The sequence below is a fragment of the Oerskovia enterophila genome (assembly GCF_001692445.1).
In the GTDB taxonomy this organism is placed as follows: domain Bacteria; phylum Actinomycetota; class Actinomycetes; order Actinomycetales; family Cellulomonadaceae; genus Oerskovia; species Oerskovia enterophila.
Map to the genome: position 1 here is coordinate 66,449 of NZ_MAQA01000001.1, position 16,782 is coordinate 83,230.

13 protein-coding genes are annotated in these 16,782 nt (G+C 72.8%); 6 read left to right on the forward strand and 7 right to left on the reverse strand.

The genetic code is table 11. The features are described 5' to 3' along the window. Positions 1–55: 55 nt before the first annotated feature. The gene (locus OERS_RS00310; RefSeq protein WP_056652860.1) at positions 56–526 is read right to left on the reverse strand and encodes an NfeD family protein; all 471 of its coding nucleotides are present in this window, start codon (positions 524–526) and stop codon (positions 56–58) included. A 236-nt stretch (positions 527–762) separates the two neighbouring features. Further along, entirely contained in the window at positions 763–1,851 is a 1,089-nt protein-coding gene (locus tag OERS_RS00315) for a phosphotransferase family protein (RefSeq protein ID WP_068623454.1), read from the reverse strand. Positions 1,852–2,001: 150 nt separating this feature from the next. On the opposite strand from OERS_RS00315, the gene OERS_RS00320 reads away from it, so the two are divergent. Together OERS_RS00320 and OERS_RS00325 are read left to right on the forward strand one after the other, a co-directional pair. Beyond that, positions 2,002–2,496: a hypothetical protein gene (locus OERS_RS00320; protein WP_068623456.1), complete on the forward strand. Its 495-nt coding sequence runs from the start codon at positions 2,002–2,004 to the stop codon at positions 2,494–2,496. Then, positions 2,493–2,795 (forward strand): transcriptional regulator, encoded by a 303-nt coding sequence (locus OERS_RS00325; protein WP_068623458.1) that lies wholly within the window; start codon positions 2,493–2,495, stop codon positions 2,793–2,795. The genes OERS_RS00320 and OERS_RS00325 overlap by 4 nt, the downstream gene beginning before the upstream one ends. A 145-nt stretch (positions 2,796–2,940) precedes the next feature. Here OERS_RS00325 and OERS_RS00330 read toward each other — a convergent pair whose 3' ends face one another. Together OERS_RS00330 and OERS_RS00335 are read right to left on the reverse strand one after the other, a co-directional pair. After that, positions 2,941–4,728, reverse strand: coding sequence for a pyruvate dehydrogenase (locus tag OERS_RS00330; protein WP_068623460.1), 1,788 nt, complete (start codon positions 4,726–4,728; stop codon positions 2,941–2,943). A 275-nt stretch (positions 4,729–5,003) separates the two neighbouring features. Next, entirely contained in the window at positions 5,004–6,308 is a 1,305-nt protein-coding gene (locus OERS_RS00335; RefSeq protein WP_068623462.1) for an MFS transporter, read from the reverse strand. Between the two features lie 146 nt (positions 6,309–6,454). Between OERS_RS00335 and OERS_RS00340 the strand changes: the two genes are divergently transcribed. Next, complete coding sequence (locus OERS_RS00340) at positions 6,455–6,754, forward strand: GNAT family N-acetyltransferase (protein WP_068623464.1); 300 nt, start codon at positions 6,455–6,457, stop codon at positions 6,752–6,754. An 80-nt stretch (positions 6,755–6,834) separates the two neighbouring features. On the opposite strand, the gene OERS_RS00345 is transcribed toward OERS_RS00340, so the two are convergent. Further along, positions 6,835–7,542: a hypothetical protein gene (locus OERS_RS00345; RefSeq protein WP_068623467.1), complete on the reverse strand. Its 708-nt coding sequence runs from the start codon at positions 7,540–7,542 to the stop codon at positions 6,835–6,837. 210 nt (positions 7,543–7,752) lie between these two features. Continuing rightward, positions 7,753–9,435, reverse strand: coding sequence for a phosphoglucomutase (alpha-D-glucose-1,6-bisphosphate-dependent) (pgm, locus tag OERS_RS00350; protein ID WP_068623469.1), 1,683 nt, complete (start codon positions 9,433–9,435; stop codon positions 7,753–7,755). A gap of 115 nt (positions 9,436–9,550) precedes the next feature. Between pgm and OERS_RS00355 the strand changes: the two genes are divergently transcribed. From OERS_RS00355 to OERS_RS00365, 3 genes are all read left to right on the forward strand, one after another. Continuing rightward, positions 9,551–9,874: a rhodanese-like domain-containing protein gene (locus tag OERS_RS00355; RefSeq protein ID WP_068623471.1), complete on the forward strand. Its 324-nt coding sequence runs from the start codon at positions 9,551–9,553 to the stop codon at positions 9,872–9,874. Positions 9,875–9,916: 42 nt separating this feature from the next. After that, complete coding sequence (locus tag OERS_RS00360; protein WP_056764533.1) at positions 9,917–10,741, forward strand: DUF5926 family protein; 825 nt, start codon at positions 9,917–9,919, stop codon at positions 10,739–10,741. A gap of 325 nt (positions 10,742–11,066) precedes the next feature. After that, a complete protein-coding gene (locus OERS_RS00365; RefSeq protein ID WP_082609091.1) occupies positions 11,067–11,888 on the forward strand; it encodes a glycosyltransferase in 822 nt (273 codons plus the stop codon). A 48-nt stretch (positions 11,889–11,936) separates the two neighbouring features. Here the strand turns inward: OERS_RS00365 and OERS_RS00370 are convergent, their stop codons facing one another. Further along, the gene (locus OERS_RS00370; RefSeq protein ID WP_068623473.1) at positions 11,937–16,763 is read right to left on the reverse strand and encodes an alkaline phosphatase family protein; all 4,827 of its coding nucleotides are present in this window, start codon (positions 16,761–16,763) and stop codon (positions 11,937–11,939) included. Between the last annotated feature and the right edge of the window lie 19 nt (positions 16,764–16,782).

A 16,782-nucleotide genomic window follows, 5' to 3' on the forward strand; every position in this document is an offset into this window, starting at 1 on the left:
TCCCTGGCGGGAGGGTGAGTCGTCGGGCGGGAGGGTGAGCCGCTGGGCCGGCGGGTCAGTCGTTGGGGTAGTGGCGCCGGACGCGGACGCGCGTGCCGGACTGCTCGAGGACCACGACGCGGGCTCCGGTCGGGATGGGCTCGTCGGCCCAGGCGAGGCGCCGTTCGAGCTCGTGCGCGGCGTCGAGCGAGACCTCGCCGGTCGCGGCGGAGATGTCGCTGGTCGCGGTGCCTTGGACGCCCACGAGGGACACGGGCACGGCGTCGTCGGACTCGCGCAGCTTCTTGGTGAGCACGTGCACGAGGAGGACCACGAGGACAGCGAGCACCGCGGAGCCGACGTACGCGAGGACGATCGGCAGGTCGTTCGACACGACGATCGCGCCGGTCGCGCCGAACACGATGGCCCCGACGCCCAGCGAGGTCCCGGACACGGCTCCGTCGCCGAGCTCGATGAACTCACCGAGGATCATCGAGAACAGGACGAGAGCCAGCCCGACGATGCCGACGACGACGAACGTGATCACCGTGAAACCCCCCTGGGGTCGGTCACGCCCCGCCGTCGAGCACTGGTCGCCCGAACACTTGACGTGATCGTGAACTTGCCCGAACTCTAGCGTGACTCAAGGGTGCCCTTCGACGAGATGGGGACTCCGCACCATGGGGTCTTCGGCCCTCGGTGGTCGGCCCGCGTGCCGAGGACGAGTTGTCAGAACCGCACCGGGGTATGGACCGGCTCAGTTCTGACAACTGAGCCGTGGCGTCAGCGGGAGAGCTGGTCGAGCAGTACGCCGAGGTTCCCCGCCGCGGTGTCCCGGTAGCCCTGCACCCATTCGCCCTGGTAGTCGCGCGGCGCGACCTCGGTCACGAGCAGCGCGCTGAGGTACGCGCGGTACAGGAGCAGGCGGACGTCGCCGGCCCCGAGCGTGCTCGCCCCGGGCCTCGCCCGCCCGACGACGTCGCGCCCGTCCGGTGCGCCGCCGTCGGGCCGGATTTCACCCGGCACGGGCGACGCGAACCACGGCTCGGCGACCGCTAGCCGGCCACCCGCGTCGCGGTAGCCCGCGAGCAGCGCGGGCGGGACCGGGCCCAGCCCGAGCTGGTCGGCTCCCGCGAGCTCGTACAGCGGGTCGCCCCACAGGCTGCGCTCGGTGTCGATCACGCCGCTCAGGCGCAGCACCGACGACGCGTCGGGGGAGAGGAAGAGGTTGCCGGGCCACAGGTCGGTGTGGACGAGCGCGGGGACCGTGACCTCGGCGAGCGCGTCGTGGTTGTCCGCGAGGGCGCCCCGCAGCGCGTCGGCGGGCAGCACGACGCCCCACGTCTCGGCGTCGGCGAGCAGGGCCTCGACCATGCGGCCGAACGCCTCGGGCCAGGTCGGGGCGCTCAGGCCCGACGCCTGCGCGGGATACCCGAACGACTCTCCCGTCACGGTGTGCAGGCGGGCCATGAAGGCGCCGAGGTCGTGCCGGACCTGGGCCGTCGCGGCGTCGTCGAGCGGAGGCAGGGCGTTCCACACGTCGCCGTCGAGGAACGACACGACGAGCGCGTCGCCGTCGACCACCTCGCGGCTGAAGTCGCTGTGGACCACGCGCGGCATGAGGAGGTCGGGGCGGTCGGCCGCGCGGCGGTAGACCTCCTCCTCGGTGCCGAGGATCCCGCGCTCGTAGCGCAGGAGCCGGGACGTGTCAGCGCTCGTGACCTTCACGACGCAGCGCCGCCCGTCGGTGAGGTCGACGCGGTAGGTCGAGGCGAACATCCCGCCGTCGAGGGGGCCGGCCGCAGCCAACTCGCCGAGCGGGGCGAGCAGTCGGGCGAGCTGGTCGTCGGTGACCGTCATCTTGGTGAGCACGCGGAGATCGTATCGATTCGACGGGCGGGGCGGAAGGCGCTCGGCGCTCGGCGCGCGATCGGTCGTCAGAAGTGCACCGGGGCATCGACCGGCTCAGTTCTGACAACTGATCTCTTGCCATGCTGGCAAGTCATCCATAGACTTGCCAGCATGGAAAATGACTTCCGCGAGGACGGGTCCCCGAGCGGCACGCCCGGGCTCTCCCCGGCGCAGGCGCGCGCAGCGCTCGAGGGGCTCGACGCCGACGGGGCGACGCTCGCGGAGCGCGCAGTCACGCCCTGGTGGTACCACCTGACGTTCGGCACGATCGTGGCGGTGATCATCTGCACCCAGGCGCTGCCGTCCCCGGCCTCGCTCATCACGCTGCCGGTCGCCCTGTTCGCGCTGCCGGTCCTCGTCCTCGTCTACCGCCGCCGCTACGGTCTGTGGTTCAGCCAGCCGGCGGGACCTCGGTCGAAGCGCATCTATCAGGTCATGCTGACGACGATCCTGCTCTGCTTCGGCGCCATGCTGGTCGTCAGGTTCACCGAGATCGAGTACACGTGGGTGCTGGTGCCGGCGTCCGTCGGGTTCGTCGCGGCGGTCGTGCTCGGCCCGCTGTACGACAGGGCCTTCCGGCGCGAGCTGGCCGGGACGGAGCGATGAGCACCACCCCCGCGTTCAACGAGATCGTCCACTCGCCCGTCCGCCTGCGCATCTGCGGGGTGCTCCGGCGGGGAGCGGAGCTCGAGTTCGCGGTGCTGCGGGACACGCTCGGCCTGAGCGACGCGAACCTGTCCAAGAACCTCCGGGTGCTCAGCGACGCCGGGTTCGTCACGGTGCGCAAGGAGAGCTCCCCGGACCGGAGCGACGCGCGCCGCCTCACCTGGGTCACGCTCACCCCGGACGGCCGGCGCGCCGTCGAGGCCCACCTCGCGGCGCTCGCGCAGATCGCCGCCGGCTGAGCCTGGCCCCGCCTGCGCGTCGGGCCCACCTGGTACTGCTCGCCTGTGCTCGGTTGTCAGAAGTGCACCGGGGTCTCGACCGGCTCAGTTCTGACAACCAATCCAATGCCGGGCCCGCAGACAGCGACGCCGTCGACGTGCAGCCCTACAGCCGCGGCACGTTGCGCAGGTTCGCCCGGGCCATCGACACGACCTCTCCCATGCCGCCGCCCAGGACCTCCTTGCTCATCGCGACCGCGAAGCCGCGCACCTGCCCGGCCGTGATGGTCGGGGGCAGGGACAGTGCGCGCGGGTCGGTCACGACGTCGACCAGGGCGGGACCCGGGCGCGAGAGGGCCCCGCGCAGCGCGCCGCGCACGTCCTTGGCGCGCTCGACGCGCACCGACGGGATCCCGATCGCGTTCGCCACCGCGGCGTAGTCGATGTGCGGCGACTCGGTGCCGAACATGGGCAGCCCGTCGACGAGCATCTCGAGGCGCACCATCCCGAGGCTCGCGTTGTCGAACAGCACGATCTTGACGGGCAGCTCGTAGGCCTTGATCGTGATGAGCTCGCCCAGGAGCATCGAGAGCCCGCCGTCGCCGGCCATCGCGACGACCTGCCGGTCCGGCTGGGCGGCCGCGACGCCGATCGCGTGCGGCACCGCGTTGGCCATGGACCCGTGCAGGAACGACCCGATCACGCGGCGCTTGCCGTTGGGGCTGATGTACCGGGCGGCCCACACGTTGCACATGCCCGTGTCCACGGTGAAGACCGCGTCGTCGGCAGCCTCCTGGTCCAGGAGGTCCGCGACGTACTCGGGGTGGATGGGCGAGTGCTTCTCGACGTCCTTGGTGTAGGCGCCGACCACGCCCGTCATCGACTTCTCGTGCTTGGCGACCATGCCGTCGAGGAACGAGCGGTTCTTGGCCGTGTTGACGAGCGGCATGAGGAGCCGCACGGTCTCGCCCACGTCGCCGACCACGGCGACGTCGAGCCGCGTCCGCCGGCCCAGGTGCGTGGGGTCGGTGTCGACCTGCGCGGTGCGCACGGACTCGGGCAGGAACTGGTCGTACGGGAAGTCGGTGCCGAGCAGGACCAGGAGGTCGGCCTCCTGCATGGCGTCGTGCGCGGCGCCGTAGCCGAGCAGCCCGCTCATCCCGACGTCGAACGGGTTGTCGTACTGGATCCACTCCTTGCCGCGCAGCGAGTGGCCGATCGGCGCCGCGATCTTGTCGGCGAGCGCGATCACGTCGTCGTGCGCGCCGCGCGTCCCGGCACCCGCGAAGATCGTGACCTTCTTGGCCTTGTTGATCGCGTCGGCCAGCGTCCGCAGCGCGTCGGGGTCCGGGACGATCCGCGGCCTGGCCGGGTGCACCGCGACGTCGATGATCTCGGCCGCGGCGTCGAGGTCCGCGACGTCGCCGGGGATCGTCAGGACCGCGACTCCCGGGGCGCCGTACGCGTGGTGGATCGCGGAGTTGATGACGCGCGGCGCCTGCTGGGAGGACGAGATCATCTCGGAGTACACCGAGCACTCGGTGAACAGGCGGTCGGGGTGCGTCTCCTGGAAGAAGCTCGTGCCGATCTGCGCGCTGGGGATGTGGCTCGCGATCGCGAGGACGGGCACCTTGGAGCGGTTGGCGTCGTAGAGCCCGTTGATGAGGTGGAGGTTGCCCGGGCCGCACGAGCCCGCGCACACCGCGAGCTTCCCGGTGACCTCGGCCTCGGCCGCGGCGGCGAACGCCGCGGACTCCTCGTGGCGCACGTGCACCCACTCGATGCCCTTGCCCTTCCCCTTCTGGCTGCGCCGGACCGCGTCGACCACGGGGTTGAGGCTGTCGCCCACGATCCCGTAGATGCGTTCGACCCCGGCCTCGATGAGCTGGGCGACGAGCAGGTCGGCGACCGTCCTGTTCCGCTTGTCCTGGGGACGACCGAGACCGAGTGCCATGGGAGAACCTCCGCACGAGGGGAAAGGGGGACCTTTCCATCGTGCGCTCGATGGCGCCCGGATGCAGCCGCTGGGGCCGTTCCGCTCGTCACGTCCGTGCGTCACAGCGCGGTGCGGACGGTCGCGCAGGGCGGCGGCCCGACGGCGCAGCTCACCGCGAGCAGTCGGGTCGCCCGGCGCGGTCGTGGCGTCGGGCGGGCTGCCCGCCCGGGGGTGCCCGCCCGTGGCCGGGACGCGCACCGCCTGGGGTGCGATCCGCCGTCGGGCGACGGCGCTCAGGCCGTCGCGGGACCCTGCTCCGGGGCCTCGTCGTCCGGGACGTCCGCGGTCTCCGCCGCCTCCGCGACGTCGTCGCGCGGCGCGCCGCGGCGCAGGACCCGCGTCGAGGCGAGGACCGCGAGGACCGCGACGCCCGCCGCGATCATCACGACCTGGAAGCCCGCGTGCGCGCCCGCGGCGTCGATCCGCGACCCCGCGATCGACGCGCCGAACGAGACGCCCACGCCCAGGGAGGTCCCGACCCAGGCGAGCCCCTCGGTGAGCTGGTGCGGGGTCACGAGGTTCTGGACCAGGGCGTTGCCGTTGATGAGCGTCGGGGCGATCGTGAAGCCCGTGACGAACATGACGACCGCGAGCATCGGCAGCGACGTGACGACGAAGAACAGGGACACGCCCAGCGCGAGCGCGACCATGCCGATCGTGAACCGCTTCCACAGCGGCGAGACCCAGTGGCGCGCGCCGTACGCGAGACCCGAGATGAGCGAGCCCATCGCGAAGACGCCCAGGATGAGACCCGACGCCGACTTGGAGCCCTGCTCCTCGGCGAACGCGATGGTCGAGACGTCGGTCGCGCCGAAGATGAGGCCCATCGCGACGAACACGACCGCGAGCACGATCATGCCGGGCGAACGCATCGCGGAGCGGTGCTTGACCCCGGGGACCGCGGGCATGACCGGAGGTTCGGTGCGGCGCTGCGAGAGGAACCAGACGCCGCCCACCACGGCCGCGACCATGGGGACGATGATCCCGGCCGAGTCGGTGACCTCGGTCGCGAGCAGGGTTGCGAGGACGGGCCCGACGACGAAGACGAGCTCGTCGAGCGCCGACTCGAGCGAGTAGGCCGTGTGGAGCTGGCGCGGGTCGTTCACGGCATGGGTCCAGCGGGCGCGGACCATCGAGCCGTACGAGCCGATGCTCGCGCCCGCGATGATCGCGGTCGCGTAGAGCCACACTTCGGGCGCCTGGTTGACCGCCGAGAGCACGAGGCCGAGCAGGCCCAGCGTGCTCACGACGAGCATGGGGCGCATGACCTTGGCCTGGCCCACGCGGTCGACGTAGCGGGCGATCTGCGGCGAGGCGATGGCCTGCGCGATCACGTAGGCCGCGGAGACGCGCCCGGCCAGGGCGTACGAGCCGTAGATGCCCTGGATCATCAGGACGATCCCGATCCCGACCATGGACATCGGGAGCCGGGCCACGACGGCCGCGGCCGAGAAGTTCAGCGCCCCCGGCTTGCTGAGGACGACGCGGTAGGGGTTGCGGGAGTCGTCTGCCGCTGCACGGGGGGAGTCTTGGACCACCGTCTCAGTCTCCCATCGGTTGCCGCGTCGCCGAGCGTCTGCGGGGCGTGATCCTCAGCGCAGTGTCGGCCTCGTCGAGGGCCCCTTCGTAGTGTCACCGCTCGACCGGACGCGCGCGAACCGCAGGCGGCCCGCATGATGAACGGGTGAGCGAGCAGACGCAGGCGATCACGATCGTCGACAACCCGGCGCAGGAGCGGTTCGAGGCGCGCACGCCCGAGGGCGACGTGGCGGGGTTCGCGGCGTACGTCCGACAACCCGGCCAGGTCGTGTTCACGCACACCGAGGTCGACGACGTCTACGCGGGCAACGGGATCGGGTCCTCGCTCGCCCGCGGCGCGCTCGACCAGGTGCGCGCGTCGGGGGACAAGGTGGTGCCGTTGTGCCCGTTCATCCGGGCGTTCGTGCAGCTCCACGAGGAGTACCAGGACCTGGTCGCGCGCTGACGCCTGCCGTCCCGTGAACGACCGAGCGGGGCGGGTCCTCGTCGGTGACGAGAGCCCGCCCCGCTCGGGGTCCGCCCGGATCAGGCGATGGTCGCGGAGAGCGCGACCTCCTGGCGCAGGTCGTGGTTCAGGTCACCCGCGGCGTCCGCCGGGGTCAGCGTGACCTCGAACTCGATGGGCGAGCCGGGCTGGTGCTTGAAGTTCTCGCCGTAGGCGACGGACTGCCCCGGCGCGAGGACGAACGGCGCCTCGCCCGAGCCCGGGGCGATCGGGGAGTCGACGACCCCGGCCGCCTCGAAGAGCGCCTTGTCGACGATGCTGTCCATGCCCTGCATGTAGGGCCAGTCGGCGTAGCGTGCGTCGACGCCCACGATCGAGTAGGTCAGCGGCAGGTCGGCGTCGCCCGTGTTGGTCAGGACGTAGTTGACGAACACGATCGGGTCGCCCGGGTTGAGGATCGGCTTGCCCGACTCGTCCGCGAACTGGCCGGTCTTCGTCGCGACCGCAGTGCTCACCTGGTAGATGTCCACGGTGAAGCCGTCGCCCTCGGCCGTGCCGAGCTTGGTGCCGACGACCTCGTTGGACGCGGCCCACGCGGGCTTGTCGCCCGTGGCGGCGGGCTCGGCCTCGGTCTCCTCCTCCGCGGGGGTCTCCTCGGTGTCCGGCGTCTCGACGCTCGTCGAGGCCGAGGTGGTCTCCTCGGGGGCGGCGTCGCCCGAGCAGGCGGACAGGCCGAGGACGGCGACGAGGGCCAGGGGCAGTGCGAGAGCGGCTCGTGACGTGCGCATGGGAACTCCAGAGGATCGACGAGGGGACGCTTCGATACTAGGAGTAGAGGTCCGCGGCAGACCGTGTTTCTGATGGTGAGAAGTGCCCATGTGAGATACCCGACGGAGATCTCCGGGGCCAGGGGCTGCGCGGTGCCGTGAGGCGAGACGGAGAAGCGGTGAGGTGCCCGACGACGGCGGGCGCCGCCGTCGGGCACCTCACCCCGGGCGTCAGCCGCCCAGGGCGTCCGAGACGACCTGCTTGGCCTCGTCCTGCACCTGCGTGAGGTGCTCGGCCGAGACGAACGACTCGGCGTAGATCTTGTAGACGTTCTCCGTGCCCGAGGGGCGCGCCGCGAACCACGCGTTCTCCGTGGTGACCTTGAGGCCGCCGATCGCCGCGCCGTTGCCCGGGGCCGTGGTCAGCTTCGCGGTGATCTCCTCGCCCGCGAGCGTCGTCGACGTGACCTGATCCGGGCTGAGCCTCGCGAGCGCCGACTTCTCCTCGAGCGAGGCCGGGGCGTCGACCCGGGCATACCAGGACTCGCCGTACTGCTCGACGAGCCGGGCGTGGTGCTGGGACGGGGTCATGCCCGTGGTCGCGAGGATCTCCGAGGCGAGCAGCGCGAGCAGCAGGCCGTCCTTGTCCGTGGTCCACACCCCGCCGTTCGTGCGCAGGAACGAGGCGCCCGCGGACTCCTCGCCGCCGAACCCGACCGAGCCGTCGAGCAGGCCGGGCACGAACCACTTGAAGCCGACCGGCACCTCCTCGACGCGGCGACCGATCCCCGCCCCCACCCGGTCGATGAGCGACGAGGACACGAGCGTCTTGCCGATCGCGGCGTCCGGACGCCAGCCGGGACGGGCCCCGCCGTACAGGTAGTCGATCGCGACCGCGAGGTAGTGGTTGGGGTTCATGAGGCCCGCGTCCGGGGTCACGATCCCGTGGCGGTCGGAGTCCGCGTCGTTGCCCGTCGCGATGTCGAACGTCGAGGTCGCGTCCGGGTCCGTCATCTTCTGCACGAGCGAGGCCATGGCGTACGGCGACGAGCAGTCCATGCGGATCTTGCCGTCCCAGTCGAGCGTCATGAAGGCCCAGCGCGGGTCGACCTGCGGATTCACGACCGTCAGGTCCAGCCCGTAGCGCTCGCCGATCTCGCCCCAGTACTCGACCGACGCCCCGCCCAGGGGATCGGCGCCGATCGCGACGCCCGCGCCGCGGATGGCCTCGAGGTCCAGGACCGAGGCCAGGTCGTCGACGTACGCCGTGAGGAAGTCGTGGCGGTGCGTGGTCTCGGCCGTCAGCGCACGCTTGAGCGGGACCCGCTCGACGTGCCCGACGCCCGAGCGCAGGATCTCGTTCGCGCGGTCCGCGATCCAGCCCGTCGCCTCCGAGTCCGCGGGCCCGCCGTGCGGCGGGTTGTACTTGAAGCCGCCGTCGCGCGGGGGGTTGTGCGACGGCGTCACGACGATTCCGTCCGCGAGCTCGGGGCCCGTGGTGCGGACCCCTGCCTCGGTGGCTGCGCCGTTGTGCAGCAGGATCGACTGGGACACGGCCGGGGTCGGGGTGTAGGAGTCGCGCGCGTCGATGTACGTCTGGACGCCCGCGGCCGTGAGGACCTCGATCGCGGTCTGCCACGCAGGCAGCGACAGCGCGTGCGTGTCACGGCCGATGAAGAGAGGACCGTCGGTGCCCTGGGCGCGCCGGTACTCGACGATCGCCGCGGTGATCGCGATGATGTGCGCCTCGTTGAACGCGTGGTCCAGGCTCGACCCGCGGTGGCCCGACGTCCCGAACACCACCTTCTGCGCCGGGTCGTCGACGTCGGGCGAGAGGTCGTAGTAGGCGCCGACCACGGCGTCCACGTCGATGAGGTCCTGGGGCTGGGCGAGGGTTCCGGCGCGGGGGTCCATGCGACGATCCTGCCACTGGTCAGGGCGTCGCGGGAGGTCTGTCCCGGGAGGGGAGACCGGCGCGGCGCACGACCACGATCCGACGACGTCTCGTCAGAAACGTAGGCTGGTCACCATGTTCCCGCCCCAGGTACCCACGACCGACGTGTCCGAGCTCGACGCCGAGCGCCCCGTGCCCGAGGGCGTCGTGCTCCTCGACGTGCGCGAGCAGGACGAGTGGGACGCGGGACACGCGCCCGACGCCGTCCACATCCCCCTGGGCGAGCTGCCCGTGCGCTGGGGCGAGCTGGACCCCGAGGTCCCGATCCTCGTGATCTGCCACTCGGGCGGACGCTCGGCGCGCGCCGCGGCGTGGCTCAACCAGGGCGACTTCGACGCGACGAACCTCGACGGCGGCATGGTCGCGTGGTCGCAGCGAGGGTTCCCGGTCGAGCAGTAGGAGCCCGCCGGCCCCGCAGCCCGCTCCCACTACACTTTCCCCATGGCCAAGAACTCGACGCCCGACTTCGTGCTGCGCCCCTTCGAGGGTCTCCCCGGCGAGACCGACTGGGTCGCCCTGCGGGAGGTCGTCCCCTCGGCCTCGGCACCTGCTCGCACCACGGAGGAGTACGGCGCTCGCGACGTGCTCGTCGTGACGATCCTCCCGGCCGGCTGGGCCGCGCTGCACCGTCAGGACGGCACCATCCTCCTGGCGCTCCAGACCCTCGCGGGCTCGGGCGACACGAGCCGCGACCTCGCGTCGGTCCTGCTCGAGGCCATCGAGGCCGAGCCGGGCACGTCGATCGAGCTCGGCGAGCTCCCGGGCCCGGGTCCGCGCCTGCAGGACGTCCTGGACCTGTCGGTGCCGTTCGAGGTCACGGTCCACGACGACTTCTCGTTCTGGCTCGACCCCACCACGGACGTCACGCCGGACCTCAAGGCGTCGCTCGACCAGGCGTCGGAGTCGATCGTGCCCACGGTCAAGCTCGAGTCGGTCGAGTCGGCCTACTGGTGCTCCATGAGCCGCGAGTTCCTGCGCTGGGCCTGGCCCGTGGGCGAGGAGGCGCTGATCGACGCGATCTCGCGCCTGCACGCCAAGCGCGAGTCGGGGCTGGGCGGCGGCAAGTTCGTCGGCGCGTTCCGGTCGTCGGGCCTGCTGGTCCCCGTCTGGGAGCTGCCGCGCGGCACCGAGGCCGCAGACCTCGAGGAGCCCGCCAAGGAGCTCAAGGCGAAGATCGACGCGGCGCTCGCGGTCACCGAGCCGCTCGACGCCAACGAGCGTCGTGCGCGAGCGGGCATCGTGTCCCGCCAGGTCACGCTCCGCTGACGAGCCCCTCACCACGGGCAGCACACCGGCACCACCAGCACCACGGCACCACCAGCACCACCCCGAGACCGGCGGGCGGCGGCATCGTCGCCCCGCCCGTCGGCCTCGGTCAGGTCACGTCCGGCGACCCGGAAGCACAGACGCCAGGCTGACCGAGAGATACCTCGGCAAGAACCCGAGAACACCGTTCTCTGGGACATCCCCGTGACTTTGGCACCTCGAGTGTGGCAAACTGCGGGAAACTCTTTGCACTACTAGGCTGGATTGCGTGAACGCGGACCATCGGTCGACCGAGTCAGGACTGAACACCGAAACCACAGGGGACGTGTCGGGCGTCCCCGCCAACGGGACGCACGCGCTCCCGGTGGCGAAGACCCCGCGCCCGGCCCCGCTGCACGGCGGTTCACGGCAGAAGCAGCGCGTGGCGGTGATCATCCCCGCCAAGGACGAGGCGCGTCGCATCGCGGCCACGGTCCGGGCGGCCAAGGCCATCCCCCACGTCGACCTGGTGCTCGTCGTGGACGACGGCAGCGAGGACACGACGCAGCACGTCGCCCGCGAGGCGGGAGCCGTGGTCGTGCGCCACTCCCACAACCGCGGCAAGGCGGCAGCCATGGAGACGGGCGCAGCGGTCGTCGCGATGCGTGACGTCGCGGACCGCCCCCCGCGCCTCCTGCTCTTCATCGACGGCGACCTGGGCGAGACCGCGGTCAACACGGCCCCGCTCGTGCCCCCGGTGCTCGACGGCCTGGCGGACATGTCCATCGCCCTGCTCCCGCCGCAGCCCGGCGCGGGCGGTCGCGGGATCGTCGTGGGTGCCGCGCGTCGTGCCATCCAGTCCATGACGGGCTGGACGCCCACGCAGCCGTTGTCCGGCATGCGCTGCCTGACGCGCGAGGCTTTCGAGGCGGCGACGCCGCTGGCCCGTGGCTGGGGAGTCGAGACGGGTCTGACGATCGACCTGCTCCGCAAGGGCTACGTCGCGGTCGAGGTCCCGTGCGACCTGCGCCACCGCCCGTCCGGGTCCGACCTCAAGGGGCAGATCCACCGCGCCAACCAGTACCGCGACGTGCAGCTCGCGGTCGGGGCGCGGCGCGTCCGCAGCGCGCTCGACGCGCTCGGCGGGCACAAGCACTCCGGGAAGTAGCACGTCGCACGAGGCGCCCGGGCGGACTCCGCCCGGGCGCCTCGTCGTCTACCTGCCCGACGCCGCAGGTTCCGCCGCGTCGTCGGGCGAGCCTCCGCCGTCGGGCAGGGAGGGCAGCACGCCAGAGGGCCGCGCGCCCGTCCCGGAGGACACGGTGCCCGACGGCGCCGCTCCCGTCCCGGAGGCCGTCCCGCCGTCCGCGTCGGGGACCTCGCCCGGGCTTCCCGGCGTCGCGCGCAGCGCGGTGAGCACCACGAGCGGCACGGCCGCGACCAGGGCGATCATCGCGATCCGGACCCCGAAGTCGTTGACGAGCGAACCGCTCACGCACATGACCCAGATCGCGAGGATCGCGGGCCGGAACAGGGGCCACCCGGCCTCGGACCGTGCGAACCAGGCCGGCGTGAAGCGGCGCGGCGCGAACAGCACGAGCGCGAACCAGACCAGCACGACGAGCGTGATCCACACCGGGACCCCGCCCAGCACCGAGCGGGCCGCGTAGCCGGCCTTGCGCCAGAGCATCTCCCACGCGTCGCCGTCGACCACCTGGCCCACGAAGCGCCCCAGGTGCGAGCGCGCGGCCGGGGGGCGCAGCCAGTCGAGCACGCCGATCGCCGCGACGACCCCCACGCCGGCCAGTCCGATCGTGAAGAACCGCCGGAACGTCAGACGCGCGCCCGAGGCCGCGAGCAGCAGGATCGCGAACGTCGGGACGAGGACCAGGCCGCCGCCGAGGTCGGCCCCGAGCGTGGGCCAGACGTCGACGGCCATCGCGACCACGCCGATGGCCCCGACCACGAGCGTCGCCGTCCGCCGTCGACCACGGAGCACGAGCCACTGTGCGACCCCGGCCGCAGCGAGGACTCCCGCGACCGCGTACACCGAGAACGTCGGGTTGCCGAACCCGTAGAAACGCGCCCCGAACGTCGGCGCCGAGCCGAGCGGGCTCGCACGGTTGAACGGGGTGCCCAGCAGGGCGTCGAGCGTCAGCACCGCGAACGTGATGCCCGCGACCAGCGCGGGGCCCGCCCAGACGGGGCGTCGAGGAGCGAGCGCCCCGAGCCCGGCGACCACGACGGTCGAGCCGACCGACATGGCGACGGCCGCGAGCATCGGGTTCTCGAACCGCCACCAGGACGTCATCGACGAGACGAACGCCGCGGCGGGCAAGGACGCGAGGACCAGCGCGGCTCCCTCGGCGACCCGCCGCGCGATCCGCCAGCCCCGCGAGTCCTTGCGGCGGGCTGCGGGCGCCAGCAGCAGGCAGCCGGCCGCGAGGACCAGGCCCGCGTACCCCGCGTAGTCGACGAAGTACGGGTAGATCTGCCGCCGGACCTGGTCGCGCGACGTCAGGTCGGCCAGGGCGTCGGCCGCCGACGCCGCGTCGAGGGGGCGGGGCGAGCCGTAGGTGATGACCGACGTGTCGATCCCTGCCGGGACCTCGACGCCCAGGGCGCCCAGGATCGTCGGGGGTACGTCGAGCAGGCGGACGATCCCGTCGGAACGGGTCGCCGAGCTCGTGAGGAAGCGGGGCTGGTCGGAGTCGATCGAGGCCGAGGACCGGACCATGGTCACGCCCAGCGCAGGGCGGGCGCCCGGGTTGTTGACGACGTCGACCACGAGGACCGTCGCCGAGTCCGGCACGGCGTCCAGGACCCGGCCGACCGTCGCGTCGACGTCGGCGACGAGCCCGGGCCGCTCGGCGCGGTACCGGGCCGAGCGCTCGGCCGGCGTCTCGCCCGGGACCGTCTCCAGCGCTGCCGGGGTCGCGTCTCCCGCGTCGATCACGGTCAGCGCGCAGCCGAACGTGTCGTTGACGGGGGCCAGGGCGGCGGGCAGGTCCTGGTAGCGCGCGACCGTCCCGTCGCGGTCCGCGAGGGCGAGCGCCGCGCGCGGCCCGACGGCCGTCGCGCAGACGCCCGCGTCCGAGATCGCCTGGCCCAGGGTGCCGAGCTCGACGGTCCGGGACTGCGCGTCCACCATGTCCTGCCATCCCGCGACCTGGACCGAGGTCGCGGGGGTCGCCACGCGCGACGACGCGACCGTGTCGACCGGCTCGTCCGTCGAGGTCGTCGTCCCGTCGGCCGCGACCGTGGTGACGGGGGCGCACGACGTCGTGCCGTCGTCGAGCAGGAGCGGCTCGTGGCGCACGTACTGCCCTGCCGACAGCGCGAGCCATCCCGACGCGGGGCACCGGCTCGCGGCCCCCGTGGGGAGCGAGTCGCCCGCGGCGCCCGCCCCCTCGGTGAGGAGCGTGCGGAGCTCGGGGGCCGTCCCGGACGAGACGTCGGGCCAGCGCAGTCCCGACGTGCCGATCACGACGAGGCTCTCGCCCTCGGGTGCGACGGGTGCGCCCGTGCCGCGACGGACCTCGTCGCCCGCGACGGCGGCGCCGCTCGTCGGCACGACGGCCGCGGCGAGCAGCAGCGAGAGGAGCAGGCCGCCGCCCACCGCGAGGATCGTGGTGGGCATGCGGCGGATCGTGCCCGAGTCGGTCGAGAGCCCCGCGATGCGCGGCGCGCGCGTCCTCGGGGAGACCGCCGCGGATGCTGCGACGGGGACCGTGGTGGGGACCGCCGTGGCGACGGCTGTGATCGACGACTCCGAGAGGAACGAGGCCACGACGGTCGCGATCGCCACGACGACGAACATGACCGCGATGATGACGCCCGAGTCGTTGAGGACCGAGCCGATCCCGGCCGCGACCACGAGCGAGACCACGAGGGACCGGAGCTGAGGCCAGGCGCGGTACGCGGCGGCGACCTCGGGCAGGCGGCAGACGTCGGGGCGAAGGGCCGCGAAGGCCGTGGCCACGACGGCCACCGTCGCGAGGACTCCGGGCACGCTCGCGACCGTCGCCCAGGCGCCCGCGGCCTTGGTCGCGATCATGCTCAGCGCGTCCCCGTCGAGGAACCGCTGGACGAACCCGCCCAGGTGCGAGCTGGTCCCTGGGATCGCCCAGTCGACGACCGACACGACCACGACCACGCCGATCGTCACGGCCGCGACCGCGAGGATCCGCCGTACCGTGATGCGCACCTGGGCGACCAGCAGGGCGAGGATCGCGAACGCAGGGATCAGAGCGAGGATCCCGCCGAAGTCGGCGCCGAACGCGGGCCAGCCGTCGACGACGGTCGTCACGATCCCGACACCGACGACCACCGCGATGCCCGCCCGTCGCCTCCCGTGCGCCACGAGCTGGGACGCGATGCTCCCGGCGAGCAGGAGCGCGGCGGCGCCGTAGACCGCGAACGTCATGTTGTTGAAGCCGTAGAAGCGCGCCCCGAGCACGGGGGCCGGGCCCAGGAGCGACCCCTGCTGGAGCGTCGTACCCGTCAGGCCGTCGACCGTCAGGACGAGCCACGTGACTCCCGAGACCGCGGCCGCGAGGCGCCACGGGCTGCGCGGCAGGACCCGGCTCACGAACCACGCGACGAGGGCGACCACCACGGTCGCCACGCTCACCGAGAGGATCAGCGCGAACGTCGGCGCGGGGGAGACCCACCACCGGGCGAGCGTGCTGAGCGACGACGCGGCCGGCGCGGAGGCGACCAGGAGCAGGACGGCCGACAGGACCCGGCGACCTCGGGGGCTCGGGGGGAGCGGCGTCGTCGGGCCGGAGGGAGATCCGGCCGCGCGCCGCTCGGCCGCCCGACGCGACCACAGCGTGGCCCCGACCGCGATCACGAGCGAACCGATGAGCAGCCCCACGAACGCCGGCATGAGGTTCGGGGCGGTGTCCGACAGGACACCGAGGTAGCGACGGTTCTCGACCGTGCGCGAGATGCTCATGCGACGGTCGTCACCCGACTCGAGCGGGGCACCGCCCTCGAACGCGGCGGTGCTGATCCCGGCGTCGGACGCGAGCGTCGCGGTGAGGTCCGTGAGCTGGACGAGTCCCTTGAAGCGCGTCGACTCGGACTGGAGCCAGCCGTGCTCCGAGCCTGAGGCCGTCCAGTCCACGACGACCTGCAGACCGGGCTTGGCGCCCGGGGTGTCGGCGATCCCCGCCACGAGGACGCGCGAGTCGCGCGGCAGGTCCGAGGTCAGGCGCTCCAGGACCTGGTCGAGCTCGCGCAGCGCCTCGGTCCGCTCGGGCGAGGACTCGGGCAGCTCGCCCTGGTCGATCACGACCGTGCCGCACGCCGCGAGCTCGTCCTGCGAGAGGGCGTCGAGCGTCGGGACGTAGCGCGAGACCGAGCCCGTCGAGTCCGCGAGCGTGATCGCTCCTCCCGGCCCGACCGCGGTGCTGCACACGCCCGCAGCCGCGAGCTCGGTGCCGAGAGCGCCCGGCCCGCGGGGCACCACCGCGCCCGTCTCGGGATCGACCGTGGTGTCGGCAGGTTCCCCGACCAGGTCCTCGGGGCCGGTCGTGAGTGTGGTCCACCCCGGCACCGACGACGAGCCCACGCCCGTCCCCGCGTCGATCGTGGGCAGGGGCTCGCAGTCGATCGTGGGCGAGATCTCCGCGGGGTCAGCCGGGTCGTCCGAGGGAACCGGCTCGACGGCCGGGGGAGCGCTCGACTCGCGCTGGCCCGCGGACAGCGTGAGCCACGCGTCGAGCGGGCACGTGACCGGGCCGGCGCCCGTGCGGACGTTGATCGACCCGACCGAGCTCGACCCGATCATGCTCCACAGGTGCGGGACCGTCGTCGGGTTGACGTCCGTCCAGCGCAGCCCGGCGACGCCGACCAGGACGGTCGGGCCCTCGGGCGAGGAATCGGTAGGGGCCTCGGTGGAGGCCGGCGACGAGGTCGCGGTAGCGGCTGCGGCGGGCAGCGCCGGGGCGACGAGCGCGCCGATCGCGAGGAGCAGCGCGGCGAACCCCCGACTACTGGTGCGACGAGGGGTCTGTGCGGGGGCCGGATTCGTCACCGGTCCAGCCTACGGGGGG